Raw genomic sequence first — 18,093 nt, 5'->3', positions numbered from 1 at the left:
CTAGCGACGGTGCTTTTCCAGGTGGAGGTAGGTTGGATCGAACTGCCCCAGTTCCTGCAGCAACGGCCAGTCGTTGATCTTCACCACGCCGTCCTGCCACTCGATCGTTCCCGTACGCCTGAGGCGCTGGAGCGTCCGATTGGTGTGAACGATCGAGAGACCGAGGGCGTCGCCGAACTGCGTCTGGGTCAGCGGAAATGGGTACCGGTTGCCCGTGGCGAGCCCTGCCGTCTGCGCCCGGACGAACTGCTCGCAAAACAGATGCGCCATCTGCTCGTCCGCGGTCAGACGGCCCTTCGTGACCATCCACTGTCGATGGATCGAGCCATCGAGCAGCGTCAGCAGCCACAGCACTCGGGTCAGGTGAGGAAACCGCTCGGTGATCTTGAGGAGGGCCGTATGCGGAAAGCTCACGATGCGGCATGCGGTGATCGCCGTGACCGAGTGGTCCATCAGCTGCAACGGGAAAGAGTGGAGGTCGACAAAATCTCCGGCAACGTGGAGCCCCGTGATCTGCCGCCCGCCATCCTCGACGGTGGAATACCGGCCGGTCATCCCCTTCACCACCAGGGTGCTGTTGAAAGGCCGATCCCCCTGGCTAACGATATCCTCGCCAGCGGCGAACGATTGGGCGTCGCCTGCCGATGCCAGGACGATCGCCCGCTCTTCATCCGACAGGTCGTCCCGCACAGAAACCATGGCAAAGAACGGATCGAACTCCTCGAGTGCCGGCTTGGCCATGCTAGCTGCCGTCCTTCTCGCGAAGGTCCTCGAGTTCATAGTCGAGCGTGACGTCGAACTGTGGGCTATCGGCGTCGCGCACATGGATCGAGAGCCGCCGCTCGTCGCCGTCCCGAGGCAGATAGTCACGCGCCATCTCGGTCAGTGCGATGGTGGCCTGCAGCCGGGCGGCGTTTGCATCCGGCAACTCCACGCCGATGTCATCGCGCGTCAACTCGGCGCCGTCTCGGATGTCGAAATAGAACTTCATGTCCCGCCCTGCCGCTGCTGGAGATCTACCGGAGGGCAGATCATTGCGTGCGCGTCGAACGCACACCCTGGCTTGCAACGAGTCTCCCGAACATGTGTTCCATCGCGCCGGCATTGACCCGGTCAGGCTCTATCCCGTTGAGCCGCCGATCCTTCTGCCCGATCTCGAGGCCGGACGGTTAGTGCACCGGCTCAACCATCGTCTCCGCGATGGCCGTTTCCAGCTCATCGAGTCCGAACGGCTTGGACACCGTGGTCACCGCCACATCCGTCTTCGGCAAACTGGCATAGCCCGTCGTGACGATCGTCGGCATCAAGTGCCCCTTTAGACGCATGGCGTCCATCATCTGCAGCCCGGTCATGTGCGGCATGCCCTGGTCGGAGACGACCAGGTCGAACCGGTTACCCTCGATGAGTTCCAGAGCCTCTCGTGCGGATCCGGCGCTGGTGACCTGGTGACCAAGATCTTCGAGCATGGCCACGGTGTTGATCAGCACTAGCGGGTCATCATCCACCGCCAATATGCTGAGCGCGCGCCCGCCATGTGGCGCCTTTGCTTCTGCTTCCACCATCACCTCGCTTTGACCCTCGGCCAGGGGCAGCCAGATCTCCGCCCGGGTTCCCTGTCCCTTTTTGCTCTCCAGGTGCAGGCGACCGCCCGACTGCATGGCGAGGCCGTGGACCATCGCCAGGCCCAGGCCGGTCCCCTGTCCCACTTCCTTCGTCGTGAAGAACGGTTCGGTAGCACGTGAAAGGGTGACCTCATCCATGCCTTCGCCATCATCCTCGACGGCCAGCACCAGATAGTGGCCGGGACGCGGTTCCGACCCCGGAGATGCTTTTCGCACTGCGGTGGAGAGGGTAATGGATCCCCCATTGGGCATCGCGTCCCGCGCGTTGAGCGCCAGGTTGAGGATGGCGTTTTCCAGCTGGGCAGGATCCGAGCGTGCCTTGGGGGCGTTGGCCGGCAGCCGCAGGCCGACGAGTATGGACGGGCCCAGCGAGCGCTCCAGCATGTCGCGCATGCCCAGCACCAGCGCGCCGATGTCGATCGCAACCATCGTCAGCTCCTGGCGCCGCGCAAATGCCAGCATCCGCTGCGTGAGCGCCGTTCCGCGCCTCGCGCCCTTCAAGGCGTTCTCGATAAATGGCAGATGAGGGTTGTCGGCCGGCAGCCGTCTCATCACGGTTTCGAGGCTGCCTTGCACCGCCATCAGCAGGTTATTGAAATCGTGGGCGATCCCGCCCGTCAGCTGCCCGATCGCCTCCATCTTTTGCGCCTGGAAGAGCGCTTCACGGGCCGCTTCCAGCTCCGCTTGCGTGTTGCGCCGCTCAGTGAGGTCGCGCGTTATCTTGGCGAAGCCGACAATCTGGCCGCTCGGATCCATGATCCGGTCAATAACGACGTGGGCCCAGAAGCGCGTTCCGTCCTTTCGGAGCCGCCATCCCTCCTGCTCGATACGGCCTTCTTCACGCGCGCGTCTGAGGTTCTGCGCCGGCAGGCCGTTCTGCCTGTCCTCATCGACGTAAAACACCTCGAAGTTTGTGCCGATGATTTCGTCCGCGGTGTACCCTTTGAATCGTTGGGCGCCGGCATTCCAGTTGGCGACCCGGCCGGTCGGATCGAGCATGTAGATGGCGTAGTCGGTAATGGCCTCTACCAGTAGGCGGTAGCGCCCATCGATCGAAAGTGAATCGGCATAGTTCTCGGATTTCGTCACTTCGGTCCTATCTGACAGCCTCATCCAACGCCGCTGGGGGCAGGAGGTTCCGGCAGGCGAGAGCGGCGGAGCAACGGAACCCTTTGACCCCCTGCTGGTTGGTTTGCGATCAACCACAGGGAGTGAAGCATGGGTATCCTTTGGACAATCCTCATCGGGTTCGTCGCAGGCGTTATCGCCAAGTTCGTCGTGCCCGGATCTGGAGGCCCGTCAGGCTTCGTCTTGACGACGATCCTCGGGATCGTTGGAGCCTTCGTCGCGACCTTTCTTGGCCAGGCGCTGGGCTGGTACTCGGCAGGCGAAGGCGCTGGCCTCATCGGCGCTGTTGTCGGCGCCGTCATCGTACTTTTCGTCTGGGGCGCGGTCGCGCGCCGCCGGGCATAGGAGGACCTCATGGCAAACCGCATGCCTTCAATGCTGGCGCTGCTCGGCCTGCTGGCCGTCGCTGGCTACCAGAATCGCGACAAGATAGGCGAAGCACTCAAGGGGCTGCAGAAGCCCGGCACCGATCCGAATGCGCAAGGCAGCCTGGGCGGCATGCTCGGCGGTCTTGGCGACCTGCTCGGCGGCGGCAATGGATCGGGCAACGTGCTGACAGGTGGCCTCGGTGATCTTCTTGACCGCTTCAAGTCCTCCGGCCAGTCCGAAACGGCCGACTCCTGGGTGAACCCCAATGTCCCCACCCGCGGCCTTGGCCCCGACGAGGTGGCACAGGCCATCGGCGACGAGAACCTGTCCGAACTCACGAAGCGCACCGGCCTCTCCCGTGACGAGCTGCTTCAGCGGCTGGCGACGGCGATACCGGAAACTGTCGACAAGATGACCCCGGACGGTCAGATGCCCACCGAAGACCAGGCCCGCGGCTACTTCCAGATCTGACACGAAACGGGCGGACCGCAAGGCGGTCCGCTCCTACTGGCGGCGCGGCGTTCCCATCACAGTCCTCTTATTCCTCCGACCTCACAGGGTTCCGGAACCTTTTGTTCCGATCGGGATTTTAGTTCTCCACAATGCGGTGGCCTGAGCGACAACGGAGCTGAAAATGGCCCGAACGATCGCCGCATTCTTTGTGCTGTGTGCCGCCTTCCTCATGTCCGCCGCGCTAACCGTGAGTTCCCTGACGTTCACGGCCGGCACGGTAGCGCAGATGGCGAGCCTCACGCCCGTCAGGGCCAACATCCGACCCAGCTACGTGGCTTCGACCGTCGTCACCTCGGCGGACGATCTTAACGTCGCCAAGTCCGTCCCGGCCGTGCCGGTATCCATGACCACCGAACCGCCTCCGGGCAGCGCGCCCGCATTCATCGTCGCCGTCGACTCGCTCCGCGTTCGGTCGGGCCCAGCCAAGGACAGCCCGCAGGTGTTTGGTCTGCAAAGCGGCGCCACGGTGACCGTCTCCGGCACCGAACGCGGCTGGATGCTGATCACCGCCGAAGACGGCCGAACCGGCTGGGTCTACGGAAAGTTCCTGCGCCCTGCTGCTTCCGGTCAGCACCTTGCTGACCCCGGACAGCTGCAAGCGCAGCTTCAGTAACGGGCCTGTTGAGAGGTCCGCATGATGCCCAGCTCCGCCGCAACTTAGGGCATCAGGCTGCGGGCGCCCTCAACCAGGGCGCCCGCCGTTATTTGTATCCCGCGGATGCCGCGAGCAGGGCCGGCAGGCACCCTTCCCAGACGAACGCCCTCTGACGCCTGTAGATCGCCTCTCCGTAGCCTCGTTATTCTTGTCCCCAAAGACGATCAAACCCCCGTTGGTTGAGCAATGGGGGTTTGACCATCAGTGTGGACCCCGCTGTGCGGGGTGTTCGACACAAGCGGCGGCATGTATCGGACAGTAAACTAACTCGAATACTTGTGACCGGTTCCGCATTTTCTTTGAGATGTCATAGCGACTTAGGTCGCCATGCCAAGTGGGCCTGAAGTCTGGGGTCAGGAACCAGGCGCCCTCAGCGAGCTTGTTTCTCCAGGAGCGGCGGCCGCGAGTTCCCTCTCGGTGCCCCACACGGCGGTCGCCGCTCTCCCAAGGATCTGGACACAAGGATCTGACACAAAGAATGCGTCGACCAATTGTTTCTATCGCTCTGTTCTGTGGCGCGGCGCTCCTTGCGGGAGCGCTTACTGTATCCGGCCTCAGCTTTACCGCGGATACGGTTGCCAGGGTTGCCTCGATAGCTCCGGTCAAGACCTCCAACCTGAAGCCCAGCTACGTGGCCTATCTGCCGACGGCGAAGGCCGACGACTTGAACATCGCGAAATCGGTGCCGGTGACGATCAAAGCCCCCAACCCGCCAGGTTCAATGGCTTCGTCGCCGGCATCGACCTTTTCCCATTCCGTCGCCGTGGAGTCGCTCCGCGTCCGTGAAGCGCCGGTCAAGACCAGCCGGCAAGTCTTTCTGCTCGGCGGCGGCACCAGGGTGACGGTCGGCAGGACCGAACGCGGCTGGGTGATGATCACTGCCGAGGATGGCCGCGCGGGCTGGGTCTACGGCAAGTTTCTCAGTCCCCTGGGTCAGATGGCGCAAGTCCACTAGTGGGCTCGCAAGTCGAACCCCTCGGGGCCCGGGGTAGCCGGCCGCCGACGTCGATACCTCTCGGCGTCGTTCGGCATGCGCGCGTACAAGTCGACTATCACACTGAAATCACAGCAGTTTTCGGAACGAGCACGACCCCTGGACGTTGTCTGGACAGGTCCACATGTATGGAGAAATCAAATGGCCGATCGTGAAACCATTGTTACTTCGGGTGGCGGAGCGGTGGGTGTCGTCGCTGGCATCCTGCTCGTCATCGTCATCGCTATCGGACTGTTTCTCTACTTCAACGGCAGCTTCGGCTCGAAGACGGTAGATATCGATGTTCCGGCCGTGACCGTCGACGTCAAACCTGATGGCCAGTGACGCCATCTGAATAACCCGATGCAGATGGTCGGCTGGCAGTCCACTGCCGCCGGCCATTCCCCACCAACCCGGAGCCCGAACCATGCTGAGATCCCTCGCGCTGATCACCCTCTATGCCTTCTCGATCTCGATGCTGGTGGTTGCCTATAGTGTCGGCTTGGGCCCTGAGCTCGGTGGCTAAGTGCTGAACCGACCAGGCCCCGATTGGACCCAGGATGGTCCATCGGCCGGCCACGCGCATCCAGCATACCAGCCCTGCCGGAACCACTCGCCAGCGGCCCAAGTTAGATCGCCTTGACGCTTCTCACGGAGATTGCATGCCGGACATCTGGAACTCGCCGCGACAGCGGATACTGCAGGGCTTGATCCAGATGGGCGATGGGGTGGCGACCTGCGCCATCCACAATGCCTCGCGGACTGGGGCTCTTCTGCACATCTCGCCCAACTCGCAGCCACCCTCGAGCTTCGACCTAGTCGTGCCCAACGGCGGCAATGTCCGGTGCTCCGTGGTTCGCCGCTCCCGGGGCGCGATCACCGTTCGCTTTCATCACGGTTGACCGCCCTTCAGCCGTGCCTCCAGCAGACCCGACGCGTCGGGTTCGGAATTTCGCATTTTCGCGGAACAATCGCTGTCAGCCGAAGTTCTATGTCTGCCGCAGCGTCCGGCATCAATTGGAGGAGTACCATGCCCAATCAGAACAAGGATGCGAACCGCAACAAGCAGTCCGGCCAGGCCGGACGGCAGGGCGGCAAGGGTGGTCAGCAGTCCGGCGGTGCCGATCAGGGCCGCCAGCAGGGCGACCAGAACCGCCAGGGCCAGCGGCAGATGGATGACGACATGAAGCGCGATTCCAGCAACCGCCCCAACCCCGACAAGCACTGAAACGACCGGCTCGGCCGGTGGGAAACCACCGGCCGCACGAGTGCAGACAATGAGTGCGACCCCCTTAGATCTGAACGATCTGCTGCCCGCCTGGCAGCGTAAACTCGCGCACCGCCTGGACCAGCCCGAACTCGAGAGCCTGCGCGGGCGAGATGTGGATCTCGCTGTGGCGTCGCGCGGCGAGCACCTCCTCGGGGATGGTGGAGCGCTGACGCAGGATATTGTCCGTGCGATCATCGTCCGCCAGTGCCGCATCCAGCGTTGATTGCAGCCGGCGCGCGGTCATCTCGGCACCCCCCATCGTCGTCGGGTGGATCATGAACATCGCGTGGCTCGAGCAGTATCGCTCGCCTGCCGCGAGGAACACCGACACCGCGATCGAACTGACGCTCCCGGTATTGTAGACCACCAGGTGCAGCGGCAGCGCCCGGATGTGGTTGAACAGGTAGATGCCATCCGCGACATAGCCGCCGTTGGACGAGAAGGCGAGGTGAACGGTCCCCACCTCGGCATTGGCGGCCGAGTTCAAGGCGGCCGCGATGCGCCCGACCCCGCTCGGCTCGATCAACCCGGTGAAGCCAAAATAGGCGACGGAATCCGACATTTCCCCTCCAGCGAAGTGACCGTTCGAGTTCCGCGCCTCAGGCCAGCCTGTTTCGTGATGTTCTGCTCAATCGACGTGGACGACGAAGTTGTCGGGAAAGCTGAATTCACCGCGCAGCACCCGAGCCGGCCCGGTGTCCTCGAAACCCGTGCCGGACGTCTCGTGCACGGAATAGAGCTTCTCGTCGCGGAAGGCGCTGGCGATGACCTGCGTGATCGACAGCGGTACGCGGCCGACCAGTTGGCTGGCCTCCTCGAGCGCAGCAATCGCGCGGGCCTCGCCCGAGGAATGGGCGAGAACCACGACCTCGCCCTGGTTCAGGGCGCGGTCCCAGCCCGGATCGTCGGGGGCGGCCGCGGGCACCAGACGATAGATGGTCATCGCACTCTCCTGGGATCGGGCAGTTGCAGGTTAACTCCCGGGAGGAAACGCCGGTTCCGCAGCTTTGCCGCGCAACCTGGGCTCCCGACCACTCTCTGCGCGTTTTCGCGCAAACCTCCGGAACTTCGGCGCTTCCTGCTCATTGGTCTTGCATCGGCTTAGGCGAAGCGTCCGTCAGCGAGCCGCATCTGATCCCAAACAGGAGCAGTGCGATGAGCACCCCAGACTATCCCTCGAGTTCAGGACTACCGGGCTCGATGCCCGAACGCGTGCGCGACGATACCGCGGATCTGGCGCAGACCGCGCAGAAGGACCTTGCCGACCTCGGCGAGGAGGTGAAGGAGCAGGCCGCCTTGCTCGGCGAGGAGGCAAAGGCCCAGTTCGATGAAGTCGCCGCAAAGACCAAGGGCATGGCGAGCGAGCAAAAGCAGCTGCTGGCCGGCCAGCTCGATGGCGTTTCCCGGGCCTTCGACAAGGTCGCCGGCGAACTGGAGAGCCAGGACGACAGCAGCGCGCACTACGTCCGCATGATCGCCGATGGCGCCCAGCGGCTCACCTCCACGGTGCGCGACCACGATGTCGACGACATCCTCGCCATGGTGCAGGATTTTGGCCGGAAGCAACCGGCAGCCTTCATCGGCGCAGCCGCCTTGCTAGGCTTTGCGGCGAGCCGCTTTGTCCGCGCCAGCGCCTCGCGGCGCGACGCATCGGACAATCGCCTGTCCCCCGTTCCGCGGCCCTCCTACGGGCCGGCCGCTACGCCGAACGCCGGTGACGGGCAGGTGATGGGAGGTCCAGATGACGGAATATGAGCAACACCGGTCCCTGACGGATCTCTTCGGGTCGCTGGCCAACGACGTTTCGGGTCTGTTCCGCAAGGAGATCGAGCTCGCGAAAAGCGAGGCCGGCGAGAAGCTGGATGTCGCCCTGGACGCGTCCAAGGGCTTTGCCGTCGGAGCAGTCCTGGCCATCGGTGCGGTGGGTGTGTTTCTCGCCGCGCTGGTCACGGGGCTCTCATGGGCTCTGGTCGCCTTCGGCATGTCCGATGACGCCGCCGGCTTCGTTGCCTCGCTGGTGGTGGCGCTCGTCGTGGGCGGCATCGCGTGGTCCTTCATTTCCCGCAGCCTCGACGCCTGGAAGGCTTCGCGGCTCAACCTCAAGCGCACGACCCACTCGCTGGCGCGCGACGCTGAGGTCGTAAAGGAGAGTTTCTGATGAGCAGCTTTGACAAAGACTCGGCCCAGCTGGAACGCGAGGTCGAAGAGCAGCGCCGCCGGGTCGAAGACCGCATCGGCGAGATCCGGCAGCGCCTGACCCCTGGGCAGCTGGTGGACGAGGCATTGGCCTACACCAAGGGCGGCGGCCAGCAGCTGGCCTCCAATCTCGGCGCCACGATCACCAACAACCCGCTGCCGGCAGCGCTGCTGGGCATCAGCCTGATCTGGCTGATGTCGGGGCAGGGACCCAGCCTAGGCAACCGCGACACGCCGAAGGTCCGGCCACAGGATGAGCCCGAGTACCCCTACGCCACCGTATCGGGTGGCATGCGGCGGATCAGCCACCAGGAAGATCAGGCCGGCAAGTGGTACAGCGAGTTCGAGGACATGAGCGGCAGGCGCTACAAGGCGGAGTCCAATGAACTCGGCCATCGCCTAGGCGCCTTCGTCGATGGTGCCGGACGCAAGTTCGGCGGCTTCATCGACGACGCTGGCCATCGCGTGCGAGACTTCCAGGATGAGGCCGGCAATCGCTTCGACGAGGCCGCCGGCTGGGCATCGCACCGCTGGCACGACATGCGGCACGGCGTCGGCGCCGCCATGGGCGAGGTTGGCCACCAGGCCCAGGTGCTCGGTGGCGCGGCTCAGCATCAGATGGATCGGGCCAGTCGGATGGTGGTCGACACGTTCCAGAACCAGCCGCTGATCGCCGGCGCACTCGCCTTCGCCGCCGGTGCGGCGGTCGGCGCAGCGTTGCCGCATACCGCCGAAGAGGATCGCCTCGTCGGCAAGGCCGCCGATGACGCCCGCCGGGCCGCAGCCGAAGCTGCCTCCGGCATCTACGAGGAAGGCAAGGCGCGCGCCGCCGAGCTCTACGAGAAGGGTAAGGAGAGCGCCGCCCAGGTCTACGACGACCTGCTCGAGGAGCCGGCGCCCCGCAGCACCGAGCTGCACTGACGCCAACAGGCTTTGCCGCCACCGGTGGCAAAGCCTTCCCCCTCTGCTACCCCCGGATCAGGATGCGCGCAGGCCCGCGCCGCTCCATCACATTGATCGCGGTCTCTGCCCCGGCGCGGCGGATGGCCACGTCGAGCTGCCCCGCGCCGACCCTGAGCTTGCGCAGCACCAGTTCGTCGAGAAAGCCCGGCAGCACCGCGTGATCGAAGGTGATCTCGGCATTGGCCGGGTCGAACACCAGCCCAAGGCAGGACCGCAGCAGCGAGAACGGCGTTGCGGCGGCCCAGGCTTGCGGCGAGCAGGCGACGGGGTACGAAGTAGGGCTCTGCCCGCTCTTCCGCGGAAAGCCGCAGAACAGCTCCGGCAGCCGGCGCAGGTCGGTCTGCGACGACGCGGCGAACAGCCCCTCGAAGATGCGAGCGGCATGGCGCCGGAAGCCATACCGCGCGAAGCCGGCAGCGATCATCGCATTGTCGTGCGGCCACACCGAGCCGTTATGGTAGCTCATCGGATTGTAGCGCGCCTCGGTCGAGGCCAGCGTCCGAACGCCCCACCCGCTGTAGGACGTAGGCGCCATCAGCGTCGCAACCACCGGAGCCGCCCGTTCGAGATAGGCGATGCCGGTATAGAGCGCGTGCCCGGCATTGGAGCTCTTCACCCGGCACGGGCGCTTCTCGCCATCGAGCGCCAGCACGTAGGTGCCGAGTTCGGCATCGAAGAAGGCCGCATCGAACCGCTCGCGCAGCCCCTCCGCCCGATGCCGCAGGTCGACTGACAACTCGTCCCGGCCCAGCTGCCGCGCCATCTGGCTCGCCGCGAGTTGCGCGCCATAGACATAGGCCTGCACCTCTACAAGCGCGATCGGCCCACCGGCCAGCTTGCCATCCGCGTGGAACACCGAGTCGTGGCTATCCTTCCAGCCCTGGTTGGCCAGCCCGCCCGGCCGCCCGCCGCCATACTCGACGAAACCATCGCCATCGAGATCGCCGTACTGATCGATCCAGCCGAGCGCCGCCTCGATGTGGGGCCAGAGCGACCGAATGGCTTCGAGATCGCCGGTACGCTCGAGATAGGCGCCGGCCAGCACCACGAACAGCGGCGTCGAGTCGACGCTGCCGTAATACCGGCGGAACGGCACCTCGCCGAGTATGGCCATCTCGCCACCACGCGCTTCATGCAGGATCTTGCCCGGCTGCGCCTCGCTGAGCGGGTCCGTTTCGCGGGCCTGCAGCGCCGCCAGGTGCCGCAGCACGCCGAGCGCGATCGCCGGATCGATCCACAGCATCTCCATCGCGGTGATTAGCGCATCGCGGCCGAACACCGTGCTGAACCAGGGAATGCCGGCATAGGGATAGGGCCCGTCGCTCGTCGAGGTAACGAGCATGTAGAGATCGGCGACGGCACGGCTTGTCGTCTCGTCGAACAGGTCGTTCGAACTCTCGATCTCGACGGCGCGCGAGGTGCCCAGCCGCAGCGCCCGGCGCGAGTCGCGCAGCGCCCGCAGGAACCCCATGCGGCCGGTTGGCCGATCGTCCTCGGAGCCGCAGTGCACCTCGATGAACACGGCAAACGTTTCGGCGGCCTCCAGGTCGATCTCGAACACCGCCTGGTTGGCCATGAGCCGCGTCGGCTGCGGATCGAACCGCAGCACCGTCTCGCGCCGTTCGGCATCGAGCCCGGTGTAGGAGAGATGAACCGCTGCGTCCGTGACGGTCGGCGGGTTCAGCGTGCCGCGCTGCGGGCGGTGGCTGCCGCGCACCTCGAACAAGTCGGCGAAGTCGGCGGCAAACCACACCGACAGCGATACCCGATGCGGCGTCTGGTCGAAGTTGCGAACCGCCAGCCGCTCAAAGCAACTCCCCTGCCACAGGAAGCGCGAACGCCGGATATGGATGAGATCGTGCTGTAACCCTACCTTGCCCGGCGCGTCGAAGAAGTCGGGATTGGTCAGGTCGCAGGTGAGCATGGCGTTGTCGGCCCGCATGCTCGAGCTCAGCAGCAACGGGCGCTGTCCGCCGATGGTCAGGTAGAGCTGCGACAGGTATCGCGTATCGTGATGGAAGATGCCCTCCGGCCGCCCCGGCCCCGCCAGCGCGTCGCCATTGTGGTCGAACACGGCAAAGCTGTCGTCGTGCTTGAGCGTGCGGGTGCGGCGTTCCGGCAGCGATACCGAAGCGGGGATGATGCCCGCGCCGCCTTCCGGCGCGCTCTCGGGAGCTGCCTGCTCCATGCCGTGCCTCCTAGTGCGAGGTGACGATCCTGAGGTCCGGGTCGCTACGACGCGGTGCCGGCGCGCCATGCTCCTCGGCGGCCAGCAGTTCCTCGTAGATCTCCAGGTAGCCATCCGCCATGTGCCCGGCGGTGAACCGCCGGTCGAACGCCGCGCGGACGGCCTTGCGGTCCAGCTCCGCCAGTCGCGGTATGGCGGCGAGCGCCTCGGCGGCGGTGTGCACGACGAAACCCGACACACCCTCGTCGATCACCTCGGGAACGGCGCCCTTGCGGAACGCGATCACCGGTGTGCCGCAGGCCATGGCTTCAATCATCACGAGGCCAAACGGCTCGCGCCAGGTGATCGGGAACAGCACGCCCAGCGCCTTCCTCAGGAACTCGGACTTTTGCCGCTCGGTGACTTCGCCGACATATTCGACATTGGGATGGCTCCGAACCAGCGGCTCGATCACTTGGTCCCAATAGGGTTTGTCGACGGTGTCGATCTTGGCTGCGATCTTCAACGGCAGGCCGGCCCGGGTCGCGATCTCGATCGCGGTATCGGGCCCTTTTTCCGGCGAGATGCGCCCAAGGAAGGCCAGGTACCCCTCTTCGCCGTCCCCGAACTGCAGCATGTCGCGCGGCAGGCCATTATAGACCGTGCCCGCCCAGTTGCCCTGGGGCAGCGCCTCGCGCTGGTCGCGCGAGATGGCGGCCAGCGGCGCATCGGAAAAGTGCTTGTAGAACGGCTCGAGATCCCGGTGATCCATCCGCCCATGCTGGGTGGTCAGGGTGCGCCCCTGGAACGCCCGGATCATCGGGTAGTGCATCAGCTCGGTATGAAAGTGCACGATGTCGAACTCGTTCGCCCGCTGCATCACCCGGTCGAGCATGGCGATGTGATAGGGCAGGGGGGTCTCGATACTGGGATCGAGCCGCAAGGCGGCCCGCGAACACGCCACCAGCTCCGCCGAGGTCACCGAGTCGCCGCTCGCGAACAGCGTCACCTCGTGCCCGCGCTGCACCAGTTCCTCGGTGAGATAGGACGCGACGCGCTCGGTGCCCCCGTAGAGCTTCGGCGGAACGCTCTCGAATAGCGGGGCAACCTGGGCGATTTTCATGGCCTGACCTCAGATCGGTGATGCGGGGTTCGCTGAGAGAACGCACCGAACTGCACATGGTTTCGCCGGCCGCCCCTAAACCGGCAGCGGCCTCGCCCCGCGGGAGGGCACCGGCGTGAGCTCAGCGCCTCAGTTCATAGCGCACTGTGAGGGCGGCGCCGTTTCCCTTCGGCGGCTCGAAGCTCACCATGTCGCCATCCCTCATGGCCGCCCGCAGTGCGGCGCAGGCGACCGGCATTCGATGCGACGTCCCCGGATACCCACCGAGCTGGCGATGCAGCTCTCCGGCATTGATCTCGACATGCGGCCGCCCCTGCTCCGCTGCGCGGGCCACCTGCGCTTCGATCGCCTGGTCGAACGCAGCGCGATCGACGGTGGCGGGCGGACCCCCATCATCGTCTTTCGCCCGTAAGCTCAGCACCTCGCCGAAGGCTGCTGCGATGATGCCCGTAGGCACCGCGACCAGTCCGATACCGATCAGCGCGGTGATGCTGGCGAACACCTTGCCGGCCACCGTGATGGGATAGACGTCGCCGTAGCCGACAGTCAGCGTCGAAATCGACCACCACATGGCGCGCAGAATGCTGCCGAATTTCTCGGGCTGGTCGGCTCCCTCCAGTGCATAGAGGCAGGCCGACGACACCAGCATCAGGAACAGCCCGGCGGCGAGGCTGATGCCGAGCTCGTACCGCCGCAGCCGCACCGCCTGCCAGATGTCGGCGGCGGCGCTGGAATAGCGGCCGATCTTGGTCAACCGAAGTATCCGCAACAGCCGCAGCAGTCGCAGGACATAGGCTTCGCTGCCGATGGCTGCGAAGAACAGGGGCGACAGCGCCAGCAGGTCGATGATCGCCGCCGGCGTGAGCGCAAACCGCAGCATGCCCCTGATGCCGCCGCCATAGCGCGGATCCTCGGCGCTGGCCCACACCCGCAGCAGATACTCGCCGAGAAAGATAATGCCGAAGCCGGCTTCGATAACCCGGAACACCTGCGTGTAGGGTCCGGCGATCGTCTCTTCGCTGTCGGCGATGGCAAACAGGATCGAAGCGATGATCAAGACGATCAGGACGATGTTCGTCCGCGACAGCCGACCTTCGCCCGATAGGCCACCGGTCAGTGCGCGATAGGCCCGAGACCGCAAGCCGCCGCCCGCTGCTTCGCTCGCCGGTCCAGCCTCCTCCCCGCTCATAGCCGTTCCCCCTTGCCACAGGGGACATTATCGTCGGCAGGCCGCTTGTCCACCCGGCTCCGCAACAACGCCTACCGTGCTGAAATCTCCGCCAGCAAGCCCTTCGTCAAACTCCCCGTCGCCGGATAGAGCGGGATCAAACACGCCTGCAGCGCGTGGTAGATGTCGCCCTTGCCGCCGAACAGCGTGTAGCTCGGCTTCAGGTCCTCCGTTAGCTGCTCGTGCCAGCCGCCATTGGTCTCGTCGATGAACGAGCTGGCGATGACGTCCCAGATGTGGCGGTACCACTCCTCGTGGAAAGCGCTCGGCCGGTGTTCGCAGAGGAACGCCGCGGCGCCGATCGCTTCGGAGGCCGGCCACCACAGCTTATCGCGCATGTCGGGCTTGTCGTTCCAGTCGAGGTTGTAAAAGAACCCACCCTTCGCCTTGTCCCAGCCCAGCGCGATCGACTGCGCGAACAGCGCTTCGGCCGCGTCCGGCATCCAGGCGTGCTGCTTGCCGCCCAGCGCCCAGAGCTGCAGCACGAGGCGCGACCACTCGAGCCAGTGCCCCGGCGTGGTGCCGGGCGGCCGGAACATCTGGTCGCCGAGATAGCTCTTGTCCACCACCCAGTTGCCGTCGAAATGTTCGGCCACGCGGAACCCGTTCTCGCCCGCCTTGCGCCGGATGATCAGGTCGGCGATGCGCTCGGCCTTGTCGAGATAACTGCGTTCACCGGTCGCCTCGAACGCCGCCATCAGCGCCTCGGTGAGGTGCATGTTGGAGTTCTGCCCGTGATACGGCGCGATCACCGACCAGTCGGCGTTGAACTCCTCGGCAATAGCGCCGTGCTGCTCTTCCCAGAACTTGGTCTCGAGGATCTCGGTCACATCCGCCAGCATCCTGTCGGCCAGCGGATGTCCCACCAGCTTGGCGCTCGATGAGGCGAGCAGCACGAAGGCGTGGCCGTAGCCCTGCTTCCGCCCATCGCGCGGCCCGTTGTCGTCTACGGTCCAGAAATAGCCGCCCGCCTTGCTGTCGCGGTGCCGTTCCCACAGGAACTTCATGCCGTGGTCGACGATCAGGTCCGAGCCCGGCCGGCCCAGCAGGCTGCCGATGGCGAAGCAGTGCACCATGCGCGCCGTCGAGTGGATGCCGCGCACCGGATTGTCGGTGTTCAGCGGCTTGCCGGTCGGATCGAGATCGAAGAAGCCGCCCTTGGGGTTGAAGGCGCGGTTCTGGAAGAACCCGAACAGCGCATCCGCCTGCTCCAGCAGCCACCGCCGGTGATACGGACGGTTGCGCCAGGGTTGGGTGGTCGTGGCCGGCATGCTTCAGCTCCCTCTTGGTCGCCCCCGGGGAACTGGCCCGGGCGAATGCGATCCTCGTTGCGCTGCAACGTTGCAGCGGTGCGAGCTTTCTAGCGAGCGTCGCCGGATGCGTCGAGGCGGTTTTACCTGCCGCACCGGCGCGGTGCATGCCACTATCTGTGTCATCGCACGAACGAGGGGGAACCACATGACCGACCTGCCCAGCTACGACCTCACCGGCAAGACCGCGCTCGTCACCGGCGCCGCCCGCGGCCTCGGCCGCGCCATCGCATTGGCCCTCGCCAATGCCGGCGCCGACATCGCGCTGGGCCTGCGCGACATCGCCTCCGGCGCCGGGGTGCAAGCCGAGATCGAAGCGCTGGGCCGCCGCGCCGTGCCGCTGCAGATGGATGTGATGGACCTGCCCCAGGCCTACACCGCAGTCGATGCCGCCATCACCGCGCTCGGCCACCTCGATATCCTCGTCAACAATGTCGGCGGCGGCACCGAGGGGCCGATCGAGGATTTCACCGAGGACGAGTTCGACCTCACCATCAATCTCAACGTCAAGGCGAGCTTCTTCATCGCCCAACGCGTCGCCCGCCACATGATCGCCCGCGGCAGGGGCGGCGCCATCGTCAACATGAGCTCGCAGGCCGGCTTCATCGCGCTCCCCGGCGAGGGCATCTACTGCCTGTCGAAGGCCGCGGTCGCCCACATGACCAAGTGCATGGCCGTTGAGTGGGGCAAGCATCGGATCACCGTCAACGCCGTCGCCCCCACCTTCATCGAAACCGACGGCACCGCCGAAGCCCTCGGCCGCCCCGGCTTCCGCGACGACGTGGTCGAGCGCATCGCCGCGCTGCACCGCGTCGGCCAGCCCAAAGAGGTCTCCGGCGCCGTCGCCTTCCTCGCGTCCCCCGCCGCCAGCCTGATTACTGGCCAGACCCTGTTGATCGATGGCGGCTGGACTGCCCGCTAGCTTTTGACCACCTGGTCAACTGCCGTTCCACAGACCTGATTGCGGCTGACCTTAAATTATACAAATACAAATCAGTAACCACCCGTAACGTCGTCCTCAGGCAACAACGCAGTTTTTGATATTGTTAACTCGCCCCTGCTTAGCTGCAGCGGTCAACAGCGGCTTGTAGGGGCTCAGCCGGTGCGTGTGCTAATTGTCGATGACTCGCGATCGAGCCTGGCCTTCCTCGGCCATGTGATCGGTGCGCTCGATGGCATCGAGATCGCCTCCTGCCTGCTGCCCTCCAAGGCCTTGGCGCTCGCCGCCACCACTCAGTTCGATCTTGTGCTCGTCGATCACGTCATGCCCGAAATGGACGGCGTCGAGCTGACCCGGCGCCTCCGCGCCCAGGAAGCGTACCGGCTGGTGCCCATCGTCATGGTCACCTCCGACAATGCCCCGGCTTTGCGCGTCCGTGCCATCGCCGCCGGCGCCACCGATTTCGTCAACAAGCCGTTCGATTCCACCGAGTTGCAGGCCCGCGTGCGCAATCTCCTCGCGCTGCGCCAGTCGCAGATCGAGCTCGCCGACCGCGCCGCCTGGCTCGCCCGCGAGGTCGAGAGCGCCACCCGCCACCTGGTCGAGCGCGAGGAAGAGATCATCTGGCGCCTCGCGCGCGCTATCGAATACCGCGACGGCGACACCGGCGAGCATGTCTCGCGCGTCGCCCAGGTCTCTTCGCTGATCGCCGCCGCCATCGGGCTCAGCCCCGAGCGCTGCCGGGTCATCTATCTCGCGGCGCCGCTGCACGACATCGGCAAGATCGGCATCGCCGACGCCATCCTTTCGAAGCCCGGCAAGCTCACGCCGGACGAGCTCAAGATCATGCGCACCCATGTCTCGATCGGCGCGCGCATCCTTGAGCATGGCTCCTCCGAAGTCATCCGCACCGCCGAACTGATCGCCCAGAGCCACCACGAGCGCTGGGACGGTGCCGGCTACCCGGATCGCCTTTCCGGCACCGATATCCCGGTCGAAGCCCGCGTCGTCGCCATCGCCGACGTTTTCGACGCCCTCTGTTCCGAGCGTCCCTACAAGCGCGCCTGGCCCATCGAGGAGGCCCGCCGCGAGATCGTCTCGCTCTCCGGCACCCATTTCGACCCGGCCTGTGTGGCCGCCTTCGAACTCCGCTGGCCCGAAATCGTCGCACTGATGTCGGCCGTCCCAGAGAACGTCCGCCTCGCCGGGTGAAACCGGTTTCCTGTTCCGCAAAGTCCTCGTCATCACGCCGCCGCGACACCCACTGGACGAGGCCCCGCACTATGCCGTGCGCTCGTCTGCACCGTGATCTCACGACGGCAGTATCCGCAGTATTGGTCGCCCGAATGGTGCTCGCGGTGACTCCCGGCAAGCATTCGACGACTCGCTCGGAGTCACGCAACGATTCCCGCAGCCGATGCGGCGTGATGTGTAGGATTCATATCAGCAGCAATAATACTTGCGATTACTTCATCTGCATAATTCTACCAAATACTGCTTAGCGGTAATTGAGACTTAACACATACCGCCGATCATCGTTGTCATCAGGGGCAAACAGCAATTCCGTGGACGCGGGGACTGTTTTCGGCCGGTGCGACAGAACACGTCGCTTCGCCGCAGGCTGTCGCTTTGCGCC

The 18,093-nt window shown here is 65.2% G+C and carries 21 protein-coding genes; 12 read left to right on the top strand and 9 right to left on the bottom strand.

The window, feature by feature from the left end; genetic code table 11:
* The 3 genes from AC1DV8_RS06045 to AC1DV8_RS06035 form a co-directional block, all read right to left on the bottom strand.
* Nucleotides 1-741: a Crp/Fnr family transcriptional regulator gene (locus AC1DV8_RS06045; RefSeq protein ID WP_477156826.1), complete on the bottom strand. Its 741-nt coding sequence runs from the start codon at nt 739-741 to the stop codon at nt 1-3.
* 1 nt (nt 742) lies between these two features.
* Entirely contained in the window at nt 743-991 is a 249-nt protein-coding gene (locus AC1DV8_RS06040) for a DUF6894 family protein (protein WP_477150915.1), read from the bottom strand.
* Between the two features lie 178 nt (nt 992-1,169).
* Nucleotides 1,170-2,711 carry a PAS domain S-box protein gene (locus AC1DV8_RS06035; RefSeq protein WP_477150916.1) on the bottom strand — a complete coding sequence of 514 codons (1,542 nt, stop codon included), beginning with the start codon at nt 2,709-2,711 and terminating at the stop codon, nt 1,170-1,172.
* 129 nt (nt 2,712-2,840) lie between these two features.
* On the opposite strand from AC1DV8_RS06035, the gene AC1DV8_RS06030 reads away from it, so the two are divergent.
* The 7 genes from AC1DV8_RS06030 (at nt 2,841) to AC1DV8_RS06000 (ending at nt 6,488) form a co-directional block, all read left to right on the top strand.
* Nucleotides 2,841-3,095 (top strand): GlsB/YeaQ/YmgE family stress response membrane protein, encoded by a 255-nt coding sequence (locus AC1DV8_RS06030; RefSeq protein WP_477150917.1) that lies wholly within the window; start codon nt 2,841-2,843, stop codon nt 3,093-3,095.
* Between the two features lie 9 nt (nt 3,096-3,104).
* Complete coding sequence (locus AC1DV8_RS06025) at nt 3,105-3,590, top strand: YidB family protein (RefSeq protein ID WP_477150918.1); 486 nt, start codon at nt 3,105-3,107, stop codon at nt 3,588-3,590.
* 163 nt (nt 3,591-3,753) lie between these two features.
* Nucleotides 3,754-4,245 (top strand): SH3 domain-containing protein, encoded by a 492-nt coding sequence (locus AC1DV8_RS06020; RefSeq protein WP_477150919.1) that lies wholly within the window; start codon nt 3,754-3,756, stop codon nt 4,243-4,245.
* A gap of 673 nt (nt 4,246-4,918) precedes the next feature.
* Nucleotides 4,919-5,242 carry an SH3 domain-containing protein gene (locus AC1DV8_RS06015; RefSeq protein WP_477150920.1) on the top strand — a complete coding sequence of 108 codons (324 nt, stop codon included), beginning with the start codon at nt 4,919-4,921 and terminating at the stop codon, nt 5,240-5,242.
* Between the two features lie 180 nt (nt 5,243-5,422).
* The gene (locus AC1DV8_RS06010) at nt 5,423-5,605 is read left to right on the top strand and encodes a hypothetical protein (RefSeq protein WP_477150921.1); all 183 of its coding nucleotides are present in this window, start codon (nt 5,423-5,425) and stop codon (nt 5,603-5,605) included.
* Nucleotides 5,606-5,922: 317 nt separating this feature from the next.
* A complete protein-coding gene (locus tag AC1DV8_RS06005) occupies nt 5,923-6,162 on the top strand; it encodes a PilZ domain-containing protein (protein ID WP_477150922.1) in 240 nt (79 codons plus the stop codon).
* Nucleotides 6,163-6,290: 128 nt separating this feature from the next.
* Nucleotides 6,291-6,488, top strand: a complete 198-nt coding sequence (locus tag AC1DV8_RS06000; protein ID WP_477150923.1) for a hypothetical protein — start codon at nt 6,291-6,293, stop codon at nt 6,486-6,488.
* A 64-nt stretch (nt 6,489-6,552) separates the two neighbouring features.
* On the opposite strand, the gene AC1DV8_RS05995 is transcribed toward AC1DV8_RS06000, so the two are convergent.
* Nucleotides 6,553-7,092, bottom strand: coding sequence for an ATP-dependent Clp protease proteolytic subunit (locus AC1DV8_RS05995; RefSeq protein ID WP_477150924.1), 540 nt, complete (start codon nt 7,090-7,092; stop codon nt 6,553-6,555).
* A 66-nt stretch (nt 7,093-7,158) separates the two neighbouring features.
* Nucleotides 7,159-7,473, bottom strand: a complete 315-nt coding sequence (locus AC1DV8_RS05990; RefSeq protein ID WP_477150925.1) for a hypothetical protein — start codon at nt 7,471-7,473, stop codon at nt 7,159-7,161.
* A gap of 212 nt (nt 7,474-7,685) precedes the next feature.
* On the opposite strand from AC1DV8_RS05990, the gene AC1DV8_RS05985 reads away from it, so the two are divergent.
* The 3 genes from AC1DV8_RS05985 to AC1DV8_RS05975 are packed head-to-tail and all read left to right on the top strand — an operon-like array spanning nt 7,686 to nt 9,647.
* Complete coding sequence (locus AC1DV8_RS05985; protein ID WP_477156825.1) at nt 7,686-8,285, top strand: hypothetical protein; 600 nt, start codon at nt 7,686-7,688, stop codon at nt 8,283-8,285.
* Nucleotides 8,272-8,688, top strand: coding sequence for a phage holin family protein (locus AC1DV8_RS05980; RefSeq protein ID WP_477156824.1), 417 nt, complete (start codon nt 8,272-8,274; stop codon nt 8,686-8,688). Before AC1DV8_RS05985 ends, AC1DV8_RS05980 begins: the two co-directional genes overlap by 14 nt.
* Nucleotides 8,688-9,647, top strand: a complete 960-nt coding sequence (locus AC1DV8_RS05975) for a DUF3618 domain-containing protein (RefSeq protein WP_477150928.1) — start codon at nt 8,688-8,690, stop codon at nt 9,645-9,647. The genes AC1DV8_RS05980 and AC1DV8_RS05975 overlap by 1 nt, the downstream gene beginning before the upstream one ends.
* 46 nt (nt 9,648-9,693) lie before the next feature.
* Here AC1DV8_RS05975 and AC1DV8_RS05970 read toward each other — a convergent pair whose 3' ends face one another.
* The 4 genes from AC1DV8_RS05970 to AC1DV8_RS05955 form a co-directional block, all read right to left on the bottom strand.
* Nucleotides 9,694-11,877 (bottom strand): amylo-alpha-1,6-glucosidase, encoded by a 2,184-nt coding sequence (locus AC1DV8_RS05970; protein ID WP_477156823.1) that lies wholly within the window; start codon nt 11,875-11,877, stop codon nt 9,694-9,696.
* A gap of 10 nt (nt 11,878-11,887) precedes the next feature.
* Nucleotides 11,888-12,979, bottom strand: coding sequence for a glycosyltransferase family 4 protein (locus AC1DV8_RS05965; RefSeq protein ID WP_477156822.1), 1,092 nt, complete (start codon nt 12,977-12,979; stop codon nt 11,888-11,890).
* A 121-nt stretch (nt 12,980-13,100) separates the two neighbouring features.
* The gene (locus AC1DV8_RS05960) at nt 13,101-14,168 is read right to left on the bottom strand and encodes an ion transporter (RefSeq protein ID WP_477156821.1); all 1,068 of its coding nucleotides are present in this window, start codon (nt 14,166-14,168) and stop codon (nt 13,101-13,103) included.
* 71 nt (nt 14,169-14,239) lie between these two features.
* Nucleotides 14,240-15,478: an AGE family epimerase/isomerase gene (locus tag AC1DV8_RS05955; protein ID WP_477156820.1), complete on the bottom strand. Its 1,239-nt coding sequence runs from the start codon at nt 15,476-15,478 to the stop codon at nt 14,240-14,242.
* Between the two features lie 187 nt (nt 15,479-15,665).
* On the opposite strand from AC1DV8_RS05955, the gene AC1DV8_RS05950 reads away from it, so the two are divergent.
* Both AC1DV8_RS05950 and AC1DV8_RS05945 read left to right on the top strand, forming a co-directional pair.
* On the top strand, nt 15,666-16,439 hold the full coding sequence (locus tag AC1DV8_RS05950) for an SDR family NAD(P)-dependent oxidoreductase (RefSeq protein WP_477156819.1): 774 nt from the start codon (nt 15,666-15,668) through the stop codon (nt 16,437-16,439).
* A gap of 180 nt (nt 16,440-16,619) precedes the next feature.
* Nucleotides 16,620-17,669, top strand: coding sequence for an HD domain-containing phosphohydrolase (locus AC1DV8_RS05945; protein WP_477156818.1), 1,050 nt, complete (start codon nt 16,620-16,622; stop codon nt 17,667-17,669).
* Nucleotides 17,670-18,093: the final 424 nt, after the last annotated feature.

It is taken from the genome of Devosia sp. P3_B2, from assembly GCF_056402875.1.
This window is presented reverse-complemented; position numbering and strand designations above follow the sequence as displayed.